Source organism: Chitinophaga deserti (assembly GCF_003149455.1).
In the GTDB taxonomy this organism is placed as follows: domain Bacteria; phylum Bacteroidota; class Bacteroidia; order Chitinophagales; family Chitinophagaceae; genus Chitinophaga; species Chitinophaga deserti.
The window spans coordinates 18617-37657 of the sequence record NZ_QFFK01000017.1 but is presented as its reverse complement, the minus strand read 5'-3'; the positions used below and the strand labels follow the sequence as shown (position 1 = coordinate 37657).

The window sequence follows — 19041 nt, the reverse complement described above, 5'->3', positions numbered from 1 at the left end:
GCGGGCTTCCTTTCTAATCAAACCAACAAACCATGAAGATCAGGTACCAATCATTATTAACAGCCGTTATCCTCAGCGCAGGACTCCATGCTGCGGCGCAAACGAAGCCAATGGCCACCATCCGTGGCAAAGTGGATAAAGAGAAAGTTGCTAAAGTATACCTCTTCCACGTTGCGCAGGGTGAAATGACGGAATATGCAACCACCCGGCTGGATGCGGGCAGGAACTATGCATTTGCCCTTCCGGATGCAAAGGAGGGCTTCTACTACGTATCCGATAACAACTCCCGCAGATCGTTACCCACCCGCTTTTACCTGAAGCCCGGTGAAAACGTTACCGTCGACATCCATGCTACCAGTACAGATATTACAGGCTCATCGCCCGAAAACAAGCTGCTGGGACAGTGGGAAAAGATGTATAGCGAACTGGCAGCACCCTCATTCCGGTTCTTTGAAGGCAACTACGACTATAAAACCTTCTTCCCCGCACTGGAGGCCTTTATTCCTAAAGCGGAGGCTTTTAAAAAGCAAATCAATACACCCAACAAATCGTTTAACAGCCTGCTCCGTATGGTGGTAGACAGTGACGTTGAATACGCCGCCATCTACTTTATTTACACTCCCCGGTCTATTCACCCCACCCGGGAGCAGTATCCTGCTTACTACAATTCCATTATACAGAAGGAAAAATTCTGCGACACCCGCATCCTCCAGCTGGGCGATGCTATCGACAGAATGGAGCGGTACACCATGTTCTACAATATGAACAGCGGGGTAAAAATTGCAGCAGGCGAACATATGCAGCATGCAGTGAGCGCTATCTGTAACGATACCCTGAAAGGACTGTTCCTCACAGCTGGTCTGGACCGCTACAAATCACTGGAAAAGCTCCGGACAGATTATGCTCCCTTCATGAAATACCTGCTAACAGACTCTGCCAAAGCCAAATACCTCCGTCAGGAATCGGCCATCGCATCTTACGCCAAAGGGGAAAAGGCTTACAACTTCGCCTATCCGGATATCAACGGCGATACCGTTTCGCTCGCCAGCCTGAAAGGAAAAGTGGTGCTGGTGGACACCTGGGCTACCTGGTGCATGCCCTGCAGGGCGGAGATCCCCCACCTGCAAAAGCTGGAAGAAGAATTAAGGGGTAAATCCATCGCCTTTGTGTCCTTATCTGTAGATGAAGCGAAAGACAAGAACAAATGGGTGGAGTTTGTAAAGAAAGAAAAGCTCAGCGGCATACAGCTGTATGCAAAGGGCTTCAGCGAATTCGCTCATTACTACAAGATCAACTCAATCCCCCGTTTCCTGGTGTTCGACAAAGCCGGGAACATCGTAACAGTAGACGCGCCCCGGCCTTCCCAGCCGGAGCTGAAAGCGCTGCTGCTACAGTTATCGGGGGGATGATGATAATGTTTAGGTGATATGCAAAGAAGGGGCTCTCCCCTTCTTTTTTTTGTTTTGTAGCTCTGTTATTAACCAATCTTCACGGATTTGCCTCCTGCAGCGGCTGATGCATAAATGGCCTCAATTACCTTCATATCCCGCAACCCCTCTTCTCCAGGCACATTATTGGGCCGGTTTTCGAGGATGGCTTTGGCTACTCCGTCCATATGTGCGGCCTGCTGGTTAATATGCTGGAAAGGCATAGGCCCGGAGCTGGTGCGGCCCTGCTGGCCACCATATCCGAAGGCATTGTTCACTTCGAACCATCCTTTTTCGGCAGCAGCGTATAACCGGTTAACCCCGGCGATGTAGGTAGTGAATGAATTGGCAATGGCGCCGTTGGGGAACTGCAGTTGCCAGGAAAGGGATTCCTCCACGTCTTTGAACTTCACCGGATCAGTTTTAGGGAATTCCTGGGCGGTGACGGACACCGGCTCGAGGCCCACCGTATACCGGGCACCCTGGATGGCATAAATACCCACATCCATAAGGGGCCCACCGCCGGAAAGGGCATGTTTGAGCCTCCACTGGTTGGGATCACCGGCACGGAAGCCGTCGCTGGCTTCCACCAGCTTTACCTGTCCGAACACCTTTTCCCGGCTCAGGCGCATCATTTCCATATGGAATGGATCATAGTGCAGGCGGTAACCGATGGCCAGCTGTTTCCCTGCCTTCCTGCACGCATCTATCATTTGCTGGCCTTCCCGCACATTTACAGCCATGGGCTTTTCGCAAATAACGTGCTTCCCTGCTTTGGCTGCCCGGATAGTGAATTCGGCGTGCATGGAGTTCGGGAGTACAATATATACCGCGTCGATGTCTTTATTATCCGCGATTCGGTCGAAGTTCTCGTAGTTGTAGATGTTCTTTTCCGGGATACGGTATTTGTCTACCCAGTTAGGGATCTTGGAAGGCGTACCGGTCACGATGCCCCTCAGCTCGATGTGCTGCGTCTGCAACAATGCCGGGCCCAGCTGATTGGTGGCATAGCTGCCGAGGCCTACGAGCGCAATGCCCAGCTTCTTCTGCTGGGAGAATCCTGCAAAGCCTGCCAGAGGCGTGGTAACGGCTGCTGCGCTGAGGATAGCCGAGTACTGGAGGAAATCGCGGCGGGAGTGTGTCATGGAATGTCGGGCTTTTAGGTCTTGATAAGATACGGTGAATTCGGGGGATGTGCAAGCACCATCCATAATGGTTATAAAGTACGCGGGTATTATCTTATTTTTCCCTTATTATGGAACAACCTGTGAAATCTCTTATCGTCCGGTATACATTTATCCTTTTTGCCACCCTGCTTATCAAATGGTGGATATTCTTCTTTGCTCCATGGGATATACCTACGCATATCCCTTCTACTCCGATGAATATACATGGTCTGGCCTTTATTGCTTGTATAGTAGCCATCTTCATACTTTTCCAGCGTTCCGTACTGAAACTTTTACCCGGTACATCCATATGGCAACTAATGCTTTGGTCTACGGTTAGCTTTCTACTGGCAGAAGCTATATTCCAGGCGGTAAGAGTATTTACGCTGGCAGACGCTACCGGAGTCGAAAAGGTACAGTTTTTCGTGAGGGGCACGGTTTTCACATCCCTGTTTGCAGCAGCTTTCGCCTTTTTAATTGCTTTTCAGTTGAAAACAAAGAAAACAGGACAGCTATTACTGTTGATATTAGCCTTCCTCATTATTGTTTATATTATCAATTTTCTCTTCTAGCTATTATATTTGATCCATCATTCCACGCTAATACTATTCATTACATGAAACGGATGCTCATTGCTTCAATAGGAGGCCTCCTGCTCACGGCCACCCTGTCTTCTACCGAAATATCCGCTCAATCACGCACCTACCAGAACCCGCTCCCCGTGGAGTTTGGCGATCCGTATGTGCTCCATGTGAAAGGCGATAAATACTACATGTACGGAACCGGCGGCGCCAGAAACGGCTTTGCCGCCTACTCCTCCACTGACCTCGTACATTGGAAAAACGAAGGACAGGTATATTTTGCCAGCAACCCCAACGGCTGGAGCGACTCTACCGCCGCATGGGGCGGTGCCTACTGGGCACCCGAAGTATATGCCTATAACGGTAAGTATTACATGTTCTACAGCGCCCAGTGGAAAGTAAACCCCACGAAAGAAGTGGAGAACTTTCGCATCGGCGTGGCTGTGGCAGATAAGCCTACCGGTCCGTTTACAGATCTCCTTACCCGCCCCGTATTCGACCCCGGCTACCCTATTATTGATGCCAATGTACTATTCGATAAAAACGGTAAGCTGTACCTCTACTACTCCCGCTGCTGCTATAAACACCCCGTGGAAAGCGAGGTATCGGCATGGGCAAAGGAAAAGGGCTGGTTTGATGTGATTGAAGAAAGCTGGGTGTACGGTGTGGAGCTAAAACCCGACTTCAACGGTGTAATAGGCGAACCCGTACTGCAGTTACGTCCACCCGTTAAAATGAACGATAAACAGGCGGAATGGGAAAGCCGCTCCGTTACCAGCAAGGAAGTAAACCGCAGATGGACCGAAGGCTCCGTAGCCTTCCGCAAAGGCGATACTTACTACATGATGTACTCCGCCAATTACTTCGGCGGTAAAAATTACGCTGTGGGATATGCAACATCTAAAAGTCCACTCGGCCCCTTTACAAAGGCATCCAATAACCCGGTACTGCAGAAGAACGTGGAGCAGGGCGGCGTAGTAACAGGCACCGGGCATAACAGCATTACTTACTCGCCCGACGGGAAGGAAATGCTCTGTGTGTATCATGCCAGAACCACGGCTACCGGCGATCAGCGTGTAGTGTTTATAGACCGGATGAAGGTGCTGAAGAACGGGCAGCTGGTGGTAGATGGGCCCAAAACTGCCCCGCAGGCGGTACCGGGCAGTAAATAACGAAAGTCTTATCTTCGAACGATGAAAATAGCCACTTATAATGTGAACGGCGTAAATGGCCGGTTGCCCGTATTGCTGCAATGGCTGAAAGAAAGCGCCCCCGATCTGGTTTGCCTCCAGGAGCTGAAAGCTCCTGGAGAAAAGTTCCCCCTGCAGGCTATTCAGGATGCGGGTTATCATGCTATCTGGCACGGACAAAAAAGCTGGAACGGCGTAGCTATCCTCTCCCGACATGGTATGCCCAAAGAGGTGACGCGCGTGCTGCCCGGTGATCCGGAAGACCTGCACAGCCGTTATATCGAAGCAGAAGTGGAAGGCATAACCCTCGGCTGTTTATACCTCCCCAATGGCAACCCGGCACCCGGCCCCAAGTTCGATTATAAACTGAAGTGGTTTGAGCGATTTACCCTGCATGCCGCAGAACTGTTTGCTTCAGGGAAGCCTGTTGTACTGGCGGGAGATTATAACGTGATACCCACCGGCCGTGATGTATATAAACCCGAGCGCTGGGTGAACGATGCGCTCTTCCTCCCGGAAACACGTGCGGCGTTTGAAAAGCTGCTTTCTCAGGGCTGGACGGACGCACTCCGTAAACTATACCCCGACGAAACCATCTATACCTTCTGGGACTATTTCCGGGATGCTTTCGGGCGGAATGCCGGCCTGCGTATCGACCACTTCCTGCTAAACCCCGCTACAGATAAGCGGCTTACCTCCGCCGGGGTGGATAAATTCGTGCGGGGATGGGAAAAGTCCAGCGATCATGCCCCTGTATGGATTGAACTGAAATAACAGGGGTTAAAAATACTTCTCCATCGTAAGACCATAATTCATAAACAGGTTCTCCCGCTCGGTGCGGTTGATCTTATTATAGTTCAATGCCGCCGTTATAGCCAGCCAGGAGCGTAGTTTGATGGAAAGGGAATTGGTGCTTTTAAGAATATGATCGTCCAGGTACCGGAGCGATTGCTGGTAATAGTGTGCCCCTTCCAGCACAATAATCTTACTGATCGTAAACTTGTAATACATCCGGAAGGAGTTCCGGAAAGTGTGGTATACATCGGGAATGGTATCTTTCAGGAGGAGATCATTCTTTTCGTAGAGGATGCCGTTGCTGAGGTTCAGCAGGGCCCCCGGCTGGCTGACAATGTTGTATGCAGCGCCCAGTCCGCCCTGGAACTGGTCGTTCACTTTCAGCGATACGCTTTTGAGATAGCTGGTGAGGCCCCAATAGTAGAAGCGCCTGTTATCGCCCTGGTAGAGATTGAAGTTCAGGGAAGCAGAGAAATCACTGTTGGTGAGGGCACTGTTCTGCTTCCCGTATATATATCCAGCATCGGCATTCAGCACCATCTTTTGCTTACTGACTTTAAAAGACAGGTAATTATTCAGCAAATACGACGATCCGTCCTGCGTGCGATTCACGGAACCGGTGGAAGCATATTTGACGTAATAATGCACTGAATCTGAAAACTGCGCACCGGCATGTAAGGCCGGTATCATCCCCATAATTATCAATCCGAACATTTTCATGCCCCTGCGGGCCGCAATTTACGTGCCGGACGCTTATGGACAGTTCAGCTTATCTTTGCCAAAACCTAACACCCATGTCCTCCTCCAAGGCCAGTATCACGCTATCACAGAAGATCGTAGCTCCGGTCATCATATTCACCTCCATCGTTCACCTGATCTACGGATTCTCGATCAACCACCATTTAGCCGTGGCTATGTGGCAGGAAGGGCTGGTGAACACCGCCCCAGTATCTGCTGAGCGGTTGCTTTTCCTGTGGTTTGAGCTGGCCGGGATGCTTATGCTGTTCATCGGGCTGTTCCTGTATCATTTTACAAACAGGCAGAGACAAACAGTTCCCGCCGTGTTTGGCTGGTTCCTGCTCATTATAGCTGCCACCGGCTGCCTGTTCGAGATGGAAACAGGCTTCTACCTTTTCTTCCCTTTAGGAATAATGATGGTGCTGGGAGCCCGGCAACAAAAGCGGCAGGCTTAAACGAAAGCAATGGGAATATCTCTCCGGGAAGGGTTGTTGGAAGATATCTCCGCCGGCATAAGGATATGTTTTACAATAAATATGACCAGTTACCATACTGCGCACTGGCAGTACAATGCAACTGTTTGCTGGATGCAGTTATGCTGGAAAGTTCTCTAATGAATTGCTGGAAAGAAGCTGGCTAAAATCTGCCCGGGCCATCTCCTGGTAACCAGACGATTGTGGACATAAATATTTTATGGGGTGTTTTACATCCGAAAGATGTATCCCTGTAAGATAGTGGTGAAATAGGTTTCCCGGATGCCATAACATACGGATGCTATCCTCCGTGGAGCTTTTAAAAAGTTTCCGTTATATTTATACCATTCGAGGCGACCTCCATGTTACTACACCTACAAACACGCCAAACACCTGCGTACCCGGTTCTTATTGCCCTGGCATTGTTTTGCTGTGCCATGGCCTCCTGCCGGCAGGCTCCCTCACCTTCTGCTCCGCGTAAGGTCTATATCGGCCAGTCCGAAGGCCGTTACACCATTTTCAGGGATGGCCAACCATTCACCATCAAAGGTGCGGCAGGAAACGGACAGTTGAAGGAACTGAGTGAAGCCGGAGGCAATACCATCCGCACTTGGGATACCTTGCAGCTCGGGGCATTGCTGGATGAAGCACAGGCAGCAGGCATCGCCGTCATCGCCGGGCTATCCATCCCGGCCAGCGAGTCGCTCGATTTTTACCGGGATACCATCGCCGTATCCGCCCTTTGCATGGCTTATGAACAACTGGTGGAACGATACAAAAATCATCCGGCCCTGCTGATGTGGTGCCTGGGCAATGAAGTGGATTTTCCCTACAGGCCCCGCTTCCGTCCGTTCTACAAAGCGTATAACCGCCTGCTGGACATGATCCATGCCCGCGACCCCGATCATCCCGTTACCACCACTCTCATTAATTTCAACCGGCGCAATATTTACAACCTCCGCTGGAAAGTGCCGCAGCTGGATCTCATATCCCTGAATATATTCGGGGAATTGAAGAATCTGCGCAGCGACCTCCGGAAATTCTCCTGGTTCTGGAACGGGCCGTTCCTGATCACCGAATGGGGCATCAACGGGCCATGGGAAACCGAAACTACTGCATGGGGCGCGCCCGTTGAAAGCACCAGTAATAAGAAAGCAGAACAATATCTTCAGCGTTATACGGACTATATGCCCGTTAACGATCCCCGCTTCCTGGGGGCCTGTGTTTTCTTCTGGGGACAGAAGCAGGAAGTGACACATACCTGGTTCAGCCTGTTTGCTCAAAACGGCGAAGCTTCCGCCTCCGCACATGCCTTGCAATATATCTGGACAGGACAGCGGGCCTCACATCAGGCGCCCGCATTCCAATACATGCTGCTGGAAGGTAAAGGAGCCAGAGATAATATTTTGCTGAGTCCGGGCACCATCCATTCTGCGGAACTGCTGCTGGAAAGCCCCGGCAGCGACTCCCTCAGGTTTGAATGGGAAGTTGTGCCGGAAGACTGGTTCATCCGTTTCCGTTACGACGTGAACCCGCAGAAGCCACCAGTTCTGGACAGCCTGCTGATTTCCCATGAGGGCACCACAGCACGCTTCCGGGCACCATCGCGCGAGGGACCTTATCGTATATTCGTAACCGCATTTGATGCATATGGTAATTTCGCATCCACCAATACACCGTTTTATGTAATCGCCCCATGAAGGAACAACTGGAACCGGTTACACCCCCATCACGGCGGGAACTGTTTACGCTCAGACTCATGATCCTGCTGGGTACTGCCAGCATAGGACTGCTACTTTTTGTGCTGTTCCGGCGCACGCAGATCGGTTATGCACCATTCTATTGGGTTTTGATGGGAGGCATTACATTTAACTGTCTGGCTATCCTGCATGAATGGTATCATTACGCCGCCATCCGCATCCCGCCAGGTCCTCCGCCTGACCATCCCTTCACGGTAGATGTACTTACCACCTACTTCCCCGGTGAGCCGTATGAAATGATCGTGGAAACGCTTACTGCCATCAGGGCCATGAACTACCCGCATACTGCCTGGCTGTGCGACGAAGCGGATGATCCGTATCTCAGGGAAGTTTGCGCCCGACTCGGCGTGCGGCATGTGACCCGTACAAACAAAAAGGATGCTAAGGCAGGCAATATTAATAATGCCCTTCAATATGCTACAGGTGAGCTATGTGTGATTCTGGACCCCGACCATGTACCTTCACCGGAATTCCTGGATGCAGTGGTGCATCACTTCAATGATCCGGGGATTGGCTTCGTACAGATTGTACAGGCATACAGCAACCTGGGAGACAGCCTCATTGCCAAAGGCGCTGCACAGCAAACGTTCCAGTTCTACGGCCCTATTATGTGCACCATGAACAGCTACGGCACAGTGCTGGCCATCGGCGCCAACTGCACCTTCCGCAGGGCGGCCCTTGATTCCATCGGAGGGCACGCAAGCGGGCTGGCGGAAGACATGCACACCGCAATGCACCTGCACGCCAAAGGCTGGAAATCCCGGTACGTGCCTGCCGTGCTTACCCGCGGACTGGTACCCAATACCCTTTCCGCATATTATGCCCAGCAGCTGAAATGGGCGCGGGGCACCTTTGAGTTGCTGGTTACATCTTACCCAAAACTCTTCCGGCAGTTTACCTGGCTGCAAAAGCTGCATTATGGCACTATTCCGCTGCATTACCTTTCCGGCCTCGTTCTGCTCATCAACTTCCTCGTGCCGATTCTATCATTGGTGACAGGGCATATTCCTTTCCGGGCAGATTTGGTGGAGTTTTCACTGCTCGCCATCCCTGCCATCGCCTCTATCGTGCTTATCCGACATTATGTGCAACGATGGGTGATGGAAGAAACGGAACGCGGCTTTCATGTAGTGGGCGGCCTGCTGTTTATCGGCACATGGTGGATCTACCTGCTTGGCTTTGCCTATACCATTGCCCGGAAAAAAGTGCCCTACCTCCCTACTCCGAAAGACGACTCAGGGCCAGACGACTGGCGGCTGAACCTTCCTAATATTGCTATACTGGTAGCATCCCTCTCTGCTATTGCTTATGGGCTGCATGCCGACTGGAACCCCTATTCCCTTTTTATGGCGGGCATTGCAGGCATTAACTGCCTCATCATGATATTCAATATCATCGCCAGTCTGCAACCGAGGAAAATACCCGCGCGTTACGGCTGGGTGAAAACGATGCTGATATTACCGTTGCTGCTTAAAAAACAATTCTGGTTATTCCGTCATATGCACCTCTATTCGGGCATCCGGAAACTCGGGCTCCCGTTGCTATTGACCGTGATTGCGCTGAGCTGGCACTTTACAACAGGGCGGCAGCAGGTTTCCGGTATTCAACAGGCTCCCAGGCAGGAACTCTTTTATACCGGCGTGTACAATCCATCAGGTAAGGGCATGCCCCGCATGCAGATAACATCGCTGTATATTCCCTGGGGCAACGGCCCTGAGCACCTCCTCCCGGATTCACTGGCGGCCGTTTATAACAGCGGCTCCATTCCCATGATCACCTGGGAACCCTGGACTTCCCGCTTCGGGCATAGCATAGACGGGCTGGCGCATGAGCAAAAAGTAATGTCCCTGATCCCCACCGGCATATTCGACAGTTACCTGGAGCGGTTTGCCGATCAGGTAAAGGCATTGAACCGCCCTTTATTCCTGCGGTTTGCGCATGAGCCGGACAATCCGGCTTATCCCTGGTCTAAGACCGGTGGCAATACCCCTGAAGCATTCAGGGCTGCCTGGCAGTACGTGCATGCGCTTTTCCTTCGCCGTGGTGCTATGAACGCCATTTGGGTATGGAACCCATGGAAGGCCGCCAATGCTGAAGCATATTTCCCCGGCAGGGAATTCGTGGACTGGATGGGTGTTACTATCCTTAACTATGGCCCCGGGCATGGTGGCAAAGCATGGTATTCCTTCGAATCATTGTATACGCCATTCCATAGCCTGCCGCTCTTCCGCTCCGGCCTGCCAGTAATGATTGCGGAAATGGGTTCTGCCAATGATGCAGGAGAGCAGGCTCGCTGGTTCAGCGATGCATTCCGTACCATCAGCATCCGCTTCCCTGAAATACATGCCGAGGTGTTTTTCCATAATGGTCATGATGCTAATATTCCGGAAGGCGATACTTCACAGTATATTGACTGGGCAATCCGGGAGCCTAAACAACTCCTGGCGGCAATGAACAGTTACCCACGGCTGCAGGGGCCAGCTGCTACTGTAACTGCCGCCATCGCACGTCCAGTTATACATTCCCCCTCCTTGCCGCCCGGACACAAACTGCCAGACAGCATCCGGGGGCTACGTTACCAGAAAGCAGAAGACTGGTTCAGGAACCGGTATACGCTCACGCGCCGGGAAACCGCTCACGACCTGCAACAGATGAAGCAGCTGGGGGTGAACACCATCCGCAGGTACGGACCGGGCGTTTACGACAGGAATGTGCTGACAGAGGCCGGTAACCATGGCATGCGCGTGCATTATGGATTCTGGTTACCGGATGTTACGGACATGGACAGGGATAGTACAGCGCTTGCGCAGATGAGGGAAAACATCCTGCATACCATTGCGAGGCGACGTGGAGATACCGTTATCACAGCATGGCACCTGGGGAATAATGCCTGGCAACAACTGGCCGATCATCATTTTAAGCCGGCATTGCTGTACCAGCAGCAACGTTACCTGCAGTGGCTGGAAAGTCTTGGAGCAGCCATTAAAGCTGCCGATCCTTCGAGGCCATTAACGACGGATGTGGTTTTCAACCCGGGCATGGCACCAGGACTTCCATGGCTGCGGGCGCAGCTTCCGGCCATAGATGCTTTCGGCATGGAAGTAACCGGCGATACCAGCGGCCTGGCTGCCCTGCTTTCCGGAAGCTTTCCCTGCTTCATCAGCAGAATGCCCATTGCGGATTTCGCTACGCTGCCACCGGTACCGGCATTCCCCACTAACTGGCAGGACCTCGAAACCCGCGACTTTGTTACCTTCGACGGGCTTACTGACCATAGCGGGCGTTATAAACCGGACTGGTACAGGCTAACTTCATTATGGAGCAAGACGCCGGTGCGGGCGCCATTACCGAAAGTAAAAATCCTCCGTCCCTCCCGCACTACCATGCCTGGCAGCCAGCTCACGTATAACGCTCTTGTAAGTACAGGGAACGGGTGGCGGTTTGCCGATCCCGGCAAGGACCAGCTGCGGTTTGAATGGTATCTTGTTCATACAGACATTTATGGGAATCCATTGCGCCTGCAGCAGATCGGGGAAGGTGCATCTCTCAACCTCACTATTCCGGACCAGCCTGTGCAATACCGGATTTACCTGGAGGCCTCGCGGAAGGGCAGCGCGTCTACTGATATCAGTACTCTTAACACCCCACTTTACTGAGATAAAAATGGTTCCCTGGCTACTGCACTTATTCCGAGGATATCTTCAACAAATCTTTTATCAGTGCGGCAGAAAGTCAATTGTATAAATAAAGTGCGGGGGTGATAGCCTTTAAAGGTACACCCCCGCACTTATTTTAACTGTTAAATAGCTACGTTACTGCAAAGGGTCAAAATCGCCCCCCCAGTTGTTATTCTGTTTTAACAACGGGTTTTTATCAAGTTCGGCTTTGGGTATGCCGTAAATGTAATACTGGTCTTTGATGGCAATATCTACTGCATCGGTCGGGATCACGGTGGAAGTGAATTTCGTCCACACGGTGTTAATGTCCGACAGGCGGGTAACGTTCGTTTCTCCGGGTTTCAGCAACACGGCGATACCATGGCGCTGCGGCAGTCCTCTCAGGTAGCCGAACATCTTCCAGCGGCGCAGATCGTTCATGCGTTTGTTTTCGAAGCTGAACTCCACAAAACGTTCTTTCTGGTAAGCTGTACGGATATCGGCCTGGTTGGCGGCCGTGATGCCGTAGTTGCCAGCGCCGCCCGGCAATACGCCCGCACGTTCCCTGATCTTCTTCAATACGTCTACAGCTGCAACAGTATTACCCGTTTCGTTAGCGGCCTCTCCGTAGTTCATCAGCACCTCGGCATAGCGGATCTCGATCCAGTCTACAGCGGCGTTATAAACCGTTCCTTTATCAATATTCTTATCGATCGCCTTAATGCGGTAGAAGCTGGAGTTGGACCACAGCGGATCGTCCGTAATCTGGTTATGCGCACCTTCGAGGCCCGTGGGACCGTTGTAATTAGTGATGGCAGTAAAATACGTCCACAGGTAAGACTTGTCGTCACGCATGCCTTTCAGATATTGGTTGGGCGACCCGTTGTAGTAGACGGTGGCGTAGAAACGGTCGTCCCTGTTGCGGAAGAGCGTATCGTAGCTGCGGGCCTGTGATTCCCAGGAAGAGCCGTCTTTCATGGGGAAAGCGTTCACCAGTTCCAGCGACGGCCGGTCGTACCCCACATCGTCCTTCGACCAGTTCAGCGGTATCAAACCACCCTGGAAGTAAGTAGCCTGCGGGTAGTTGTAGCGGCGTACCATGATCACTTCCTTGTTCATTTCGTCGTCCCAGATTTTGCTGAAAGGGCTGTACAACCCTTTACCACGGCCATCGAGGAATTCTTTGGCGGCCTTGTTGGCTTCGAAAGCTTTCGTCCAGGTGGCTACACCTCCCAGGCCGTTGAACAACGGGCTGGCGTAAAAGTTGAGCACACGGCCCTTAAAGGCCATCGCCACGCCTTTATCGATCCTGCCGTAATCTGCGTCCACGAATGCGTCGGGCAGCAGGGCGATGGCATCGTCGAGATCTTTGAGGATCTGCGTAACGCACTCCGAAGTCTTGTTACGCGGTTTCTGCAGCTGCGTAAGGTCGGAAGAGGGCTGTTGCGCTTCCAGGATCAAAGGAACGCCGCCATGGTCGCTCACGATCCGTTGGTAAGCCCAGGCCCTCCAGAACAGTGCCTGCCCTTTGATTTTGTTCTTATCCGCGTCGGCGAAAGTAGCCTTCGCGATGTTTTCGAGCAGGATATTGATGTTCCGGATGCTGGTGTAGCTACCGAAGGCACTCCTCGAATCGAAAGTGGCTGTACCCCGGAACCAGGCGTTGGTTTGCTTTTGATATGGCACGCCTTCGTCGGTATTATTGCCGCTGCCGCTGGTGTTGCCGGGCATATTTTCGAAGTACACCTGGCTCAGGTAGGCGTTTGCCATGTTCACATCTGTCCATACCTGACCGGGGCCTACGGCAGACAGGTTCTGCTTGTCCAGCACCTTGTTACATCCTGCAGATGCCAGGGCGGTGGAGATGAGGAGTATCGCTATGTTTAACTTATGCTTCTTCATGTTCTTTGTTTTGAATGTAAAAACGCTTTGTTACAGCCCCATGCTGATACCTACGGTGTAAGTTTTCATGACCGGGTAGCTCATGAACTGCGACACTTCGGGGTCGTACAGTTTGAATTTGGTCAGGTTGAAGAGGTTGGTACCAGACAGGAAGATCCGGGCGTCTCTAAGCGTTAATTTCTTCATCAGTGTTTCGGGGAGCCTGTAGTTGAGGTTGAGATACTTCATCCGCAGGAATCCGCCGTTGTAGACGTTAAAGGTGGAAGTCCAGGTATAACCGGCCGAATGAGGGTCACCCCAGGGATATATTTTGGGAGTAGAACCGTTGGGGTTCTTGTCCGTCCAGGAATCTTCGTGGTATTTGGGCACTTTACCGCCGCCGCCGAAGTTTCTGCCCCAGGGGTCGTTGTAGCTGACTTTATAGCCGGTGAGGCCAGACATGAGTGCTTCTACGGTAAAGCCTTTATAGGTCACCGAGAGGTTCAGGCCGTAGGAGATCGGAGCATTGTCTGCCCCGAAATAATTGCCCAGCACGATCTGATCGTATTCGTTCACTACGTTGTCGGGTTTGCCTGCAGGGCCGCTGAGATCTGCAAACAGCATGTCGCCCAGAGCCGGTCTTACACCGTTGATGAGGAAGTCGGCCGGCAGCTTGTCGAGGTCGGCTTGTGTGCGGATAATGCCGAGCGCCTGGTACCCTACGCCATACGAGGTGGTTTTGCCGATGGGGTCCTGAAAGTGCTGGATGTTAGCCGCTGCGTCTTTTTTGATCACCTTGTTTCTCGCATAAGTGAAGATACCTTTCACGTTATAGCTGAAATCCTTGCCGATGTTGTTGCCATATCCCAGTTCGATTTCCACGCCATTGGAACTAACCTTTCCATAGTTTTCGGGAGGCAGTGCCGCGCCGAATTCCGAGGGGATGGCCAGGATGCGGGACCCGAGGATATCGTACGAATTACGTTTCCAGTAATCGAAGGTGAAGCGGAGGTTCCTGAATGCGGTTGCATCGAGGCCCACACCTACAGATCTGGATTTTTCCCAGGTGAGCCCGGCGTTGGGTGTACCGCCATAACGCAGGCGGGGTGAAGGGATGCCGCTTGCGCCCATGTAATACGAGCCACCGATGAGGTATTGTTCCATCCATCTCCACCGGCTGTTGGGATCGTCTTTATCCAGCACGTCGTTCCCCGTCATGGCGAATGAGCCCCTGATCTTCAGGAAGTCGATGGCCTGTCCGATCCTGGAACCACTGAAAAAATCTTCCCTGGAAAGTACCCAGCCTGCGGAAACAGAGGGGAACCAGCCCCAGCGCCTGTCGGGTGCGAAGTTGGTAGAACCGTCTCTCCTAACGGATGCGCTGAAGATGTATTTGCCGTCGTAATCATAATTGAGCCTTCCGATGTAAGACATCCTGCCTGCTTCGCTTTCACCGCCGCCCGTGCTCCAGTCGGCGTTGTTGCTGCTGGCATACAGGAACTGGTCTACTGCCATCAGCGGGAAGTTGTTCCGGGTGAAGTTAAAGCCATTGTCGTATTGCTCGAACTGCTCGTATACTGCTACCGCACCAACGGTATGTTTACCAAAAGTACGGTCGTAGCTAATCTGCCCGTTCAGCTGGTAGCTGTTGTTCCGGGTGTAGAAGTTGCCCAGGTACTCTGTGCCGGGGTCGCCGCTTTTCACCATGCCGATCTCTTCGTTCGTGTAGATGAGGCTGTTGGGACCAGTTTTCTTGAAGTTATAGAGGTCTTGCTTTTTGGCGAAGGTTTTCGTGAAGTTGTTGTTGAAGTTCTTGCTGAAGGTGCCTCTGAGGCTGAGACCTTCCACGGCAGGTATCTTGTATTCAGCCGTTACCAACGCGTCTATCTGCTGGTTAGAATTTTTCCAGTAGCCGCCGTTTTTCATCATTTCCACGGGGTTACCCAGCCAGCCGGGGTTGTTCGGTTTGCCGTTGATGTAGGGGGAAGCGAACACGTCCCAATACAGCAGCTTGCCCCAGAGGTTGTTCAGGTCGTCGGATCCGTAATCGTACGTAAAGTTGAACCGGTTACGGTTGCCATAATTGGTGCTCACGTTCAGGCCCAGGGTGAGGTTCTTAACGAGATTCGCTTCCACGTTTGCGCGCAGGTTGAATTTGTTATACCAAACCTGGGGCAGGAAGCCATCTTCCTTCACATACGAACCGCCGATATAGGCGCGCAGTTTATCAGTGCCTCCCGATGCACTCAGCGCGTAACGCTGGCTGGAGGGATTGGAATAAGCCGCATCATAATAGTTTTCGCCTTTCGGGTTGTTTTTAAGCACCCAGTCGATTTCTTCATCGCTCATCCCTCCGTTCACAGCCTGGCTCAGTTTGAGACCGTCCTTCACCGGCATGTATTCCGGCAGGGCGCCCGTCCGCAGCGTGTTGTAGGTAGCGTTGAAATCGATGGACGCCTTCCCGCTCTTTCCTTTCTTGGTGGTAACGAGGATAGCGCCGTTAGACGAACGGGAGCCGTAGATGGCTGCCGAAGCAGCATCTTTCAGTACGGTGATATCGGCCACCTCGTTAGGGTCGATGGAGTTAAAGCTGACCCTGTCGCGCACCACGCCGTCAATTACATAGATCGGTTCTACGGCGGAGTTGCTGAACGAAGAGCTTACGCGCACTTTCACGGCCGACCCGATGCCCGGCGTACCGGTTGTGGTGCGGATGAACGTACCCGACATCCGGCCCGCCAGTACGTTCGACAGGTTGGTGGCCGGGATCAGTTCGATATCCTTGCCGCCGATCGATGAAACGGCGGAAGTCATTTTTGCTCTTTTCTGGGTACCGTATCCCACTACCACCACTTCATTTTCTATCAGCGATCCGCTCTTCAATATTATGTTAACGGTTTCTCCCTGTTGCACTTTAATTTCCTGCGTCGTAAATCCGATGTGCGTGAAAACGAGAATGCCGGAAGAACCTTCGGGTACCGAAAGGGTAAACCGGCCCTGTCCGTCGGTAGCTACGCCGGAGCGCGTTCCTTTGACGGTAACTGTGACGCCGGGGATGCCGTTCCCGCTTTCATCCTTCACGATACCTGAAATGGTATAAGGAGGCGCCAGCTTCGCCAGTTCAGTCAGATAGCTGCCTTCAACTGCGCCTGCACGAGCGTACTGCCCCGGCACAATCTGCAACGCCAGCGACGCTGCTAAAATGCATACCAGATTGCCTGAACGGAAAAACCGGCGAACGTCATTACCATACTCACGCTCCTTTGAAAAGATCAGCGTTCCCGGATGGCATCCATCCTGCTTCGGCGGGATACCTCCAAGGGATTGTGCATGGCAATCACTGTAAATCTGCTTCATACTTTGCTGTGTTTGAGATAAATGAATAAAACTTTCTACATTCCGAGCTAATAATCCTTTTCGTGGATGAATATTGGCAGCTCTGTGCCGTTTAAGTAAAAGAAGAATGTTCAGGCATGGATTGCCCTTTACAGCCACCGAAGGGCGGCTGACGGCTGCTCACTGTCTTACCAGTCTCACGTCTTTACATAAAAATTCTACTGCCTCAGTTGCCAGGCATAGCCACTGTGGAATAACCTATATTATTTTGTCTTACTGATGATATTTATACGCCTGATACTGAGATTAAAAGCGCCACGGTCGGAAAACAGCGGCATACTGCTGGCTGCAATATAAATGGCCGACCATAAAACAATTCAGATTTGATTATTAAAAAATTGGAACCCGTACTGATAGTCTACTCTACTTCAAAGCCGTACTGCCCATAACGTCAGAATTCTACTATAAAAGTCTTACAATCCTACACGGCATACAACTGCTTTTTTTACTACAACCTATGTTTTTTTTGCTCTTTTCGATGACTACCGGAAATTGACCGGCCTCTTTTACACGATTTCAGGCTGAGGAGAGGAAACCTGATCCGGGGAGTGGCGTTTATATGATAAAACGCAGAATATGAAGTAAATCCAAAGATGTTAGATGCTATAAACGAAAAAAGGCGCTATTTCTAGCGCCTTTCGTGATTCCGCTGGGACTCGAACCCAGGGCCCATACATTAAAAGTGTATTGCTCTACCAACTGAGCTACAGAATCATTCCCGTAACATTATCATGTTTTGGGGCAGCAAAAGTAAGAAAAAATATTACAACACCAAACATCAACTGAAAAAAGTGAAAACTGCAAAGGCCAGTACGACCTTTGCAGCTTCTTAACGCGGGCAGCAATTAATCATTACAGATATTGCACCTCGTCCAGCACCTCTTTCTTCGTGCTTAAAACTTTTTCAAAGAGTTCCGGCTTCAGCAGATCTTTTACGGAGGATATCACAAAATCGGGCTGGTAGCTGAAATGACTGAGGTCTTCGGCTTTGGTAACACCTGTTAAGGTTAACACCGTAGTAAAGCCCATAGAACCGGCGCCCAGGATATCGGTGCCCATGGTATCTCCTATCATAACTGTCTGATCGGTAGAGAGACCAAGTTTCTTACGGGCCATGCGCATCATTACCGGGCTGGGTTTACCAACACTGAATGCCTGTTTACCGGTGGCACATTCCACCATCGCCACAAAGGCCCCGCAGCCTGCACGGTATTTACCATTTCCTACCGGGCAGTTGGGATCCATATTGGTAGCTATCAATTTAGCGCCATTCATAATCATGTTGATGGCTTTATCAACTGATTCCAGCATGATGGTGCGGCCTTCCCCGATGATTACATAATCAGGATGGTCATCTACAATAGAGAAACCAGCTGCATGCAATTCGGCCAGCAGTCCGCCTTCGCCGATAACATAGGCCGTTGCCTTAGGGGTACGCGACGCCAGGTAACGGGCTGTAGCCATACCACAGGTGAATACGTCATCATCTTCCACATTAAAACCCAGTTTTCTGAGCTTGTACGACACATCGCGGTTAGTACGCTGACTGTTGTTCGTCAGGAACAGGAAGGGAAATCCCTGGTCGCGCAGGTTGTTAATAAATTCTACAGCACCGGGGATGGTTTCGGAGCCACGGTAAATAACACCATCCATGTCGATTAGAAATCCTTTCTGATTCATTATTTTGGTTTTAAAATGTAACCATAAGTTCTGCGGTCAGGATAATAGAGCCATATCCTGGCGGAGCTGTCCGGCAAGTAAAATAAATTGTGAAATCAGATTTGATAAGTGGAGATTATAAGGCGGGGCTGCCCTGGTACTTTGTTTAGTACGGTGTAATTCGCGACAGATCAAATATACAAATAATGTTGAATGGTGTATATTATTTTCTTAATAAGCACTGCAAATATTCCATCATATATCGTCAAATTGATGGCAATCTCCTCATCTTTCCCAATATAGCTTTACCTTTTAAGGA

The 19041-nt window shown here is 51.3% G+C and carries 12 protein-coding genes and 1 tRNA gene; 7 read left to right on the top strand and 6 right to left on the bottom strand.

Translation table 11 applies throughout. The features are described 5' to 3' along the window. Window positions 1–32: 32 nt before the first annotated feature. Window positions 33–1409, top strand: a complete 1377-nt coding sequence (locus DEV76_RS25365) for a TlpA family protein disulfide reductase (protein WP_109700763.1) — start codon at window positions 33–35, stop codon at window positions 1407–1409. A 68-nt stretch (window positions 1410–1477) separates the two neighbouring features. Here DEV76_RS25365 and DEV76_RS25360 read toward each other — a convergent pair whose 3' ends face one another. Continuing rightward, window positions 1478–2572, bottom strand: coding sequence for a Gfo/Idh/MocA family protein (locus tag DEV76_RS25360; protein WP_109700788.1), 1095 nt, complete (start codon window positions 2570–2572; stop codon window positions 1478–1480). 110 nt (window positions 2573–2682) lie between these two features. Here DEV76_RS25360 and DEV76_RS25355 point away from each other — a divergent pair, with 110 nt between their 5' ends. From DEV76_RS25355 to xth, 3 genes are read left to right on the top strand one after another with little or no spacing between them, the layout of a single operon-like run. Further along, window positions 2683–3165, top strand: coding sequence for a hypothetical protein (locus DEV76_RS25355; protein WP_109700762.1), 483 nt, complete (start codon window positions 2683–2685; stop codon window positions 3163–3165). Window positions 3166–3209: 44 nt separating this feature from the next. Continuing rightward, window positions 3210–4346 carry a glycoside hydrolase family 43 protein gene (locus tag DEV76_RS25350; protein WP_109700761.1) on the top strand — a complete coding sequence of 379 codons (1137 nt, stop codon included), beginning with the start codon at window positions 3210–3212 and terminating at the stop codon, window positions 4344–4346. Window positions 4347–4367: 21 nt separating this feature from the next. After that, complete coding sequence (gene xth / locus DEV76_RS25345) at window positions 4368–5138, top strand: exodeoxyribonuclease III (protein ID WP_109700760.1); 771 nt, start codon at window positions 4368–4370, stop codon at window positions 5136–5138. 6 nt (window positions 5139–5144) lie between these two features. Here the strand turns inward: xth and DEV76_RS25340 are convergent, their stop codons facing one another. Further along, entirely contained in the window at window positions 5145–5849 is a 705-nt protein-coding gene (locus tag DEV76_RS25340) for a DUF481 domain-containing protein (protein WP_232827043.1), read from the bottom strand. Between the two features lie 104 nt (window positions 5850–5953). Between DEV76_RS25340 and DEV76_RS25335 the strand changes: the two genes are divergently transcribed. The 3 genes from DEV76_RS25335 to DEV76_RS25325 all read left to right on the top strand — a co-directional run bounded on the left by DEV76_RS25335 (window position 5954) and on the right by DEV76_RS25325 (window position 11786). Continuing rightward, entirely contained in the window at window positions 5954–6352 is a 399-nt protein-coding gene (locus DEV76_RS25335; protein ID WP_109700758.1) for a DUF6463 family protein, read from the top strand. Window positions 6353–6732: 380 nt separating this feature from the next. Beyond that, window positions 6733–8070: a glycoside hydrolase family 2 TIM barrel-domain containing protein gene (locus DEV76_RS25330; RefSeq protein WP_198652247.1), complete on the top strand. Its 1338-nt coding sequence runs from the start codon at window positions 6733–6735 to the stop codon at window positions 8068–8070. Continuing rightward, window positions 8067–11786 (top strand): glycosyltransferase family 2 protein, encoded by a 3720-nt coding sequence (locus DEV76_RS25325; protein WP_109700756.1) that lies wholly within the window; start codon window positions 8067–8069, stop codon window positions 11784–11786. The genes DEV76_RS25330 and DEV76_RS25325 overlap by 4 nt, the downstream gene beginning before the upstream one ends. A gap of 156 nt (window positions 11787–11942) precedes the next feature. On the opposite strand, the gene DEV76_RS25320 is transcribed toward DEV76_RS25325, so the two are convergent. From DEV76_RS25320 to DEV76_RS25305, 4 genes are all read right to left on the bottom strand, one after another. After that, window positions 11943–13688 carry a RagB/SusD family nutrient uptake outer membrane protein gene (locus tag DEV76_RS25320; RefSeq protein ID WP_109700755.1) on the bottom strand — a complete coding sequence of 582 codons (1746 nt, stop codon included), beginning with the start codon at window positions 13686–13688 and terminating at the stop codon, window positions 11943–11945. 30 nt (window positions 13689–13718) lie between these two features. Next, a complete protein-coding gene (locus DEV76_RS25315; protein WP_109700754.1) occupies window positions 13719–17024 on the bottom strand; it encodes a SusC/RagA family TonB-linked outer membrane protein in 3306 nt (1101 codons plus the stop codon). A gap of 680 nt (window positions 17025–17704) precedes the next feature. Further along, window positions 17705–17777 (bottom strand) — tRNA-Lys (locus DEV76_RS25310). Between the two features lie 138 nt (window positions 17778–17915). After that, the gene (locus DEV76_RS25305) at window positions 17916–18743 is read right to left on the bottom strand and encodes an HAD-IIA family hydrolase (RefSeq protein ID WP_109700753.1); all 828 of its coding nucleotides are present in this window, start codon (window positions 18741–18743) and stop codon (window positions 17916–17918) included. Window positions 18744–19041 lie beyond the last annotated feature (298 nt).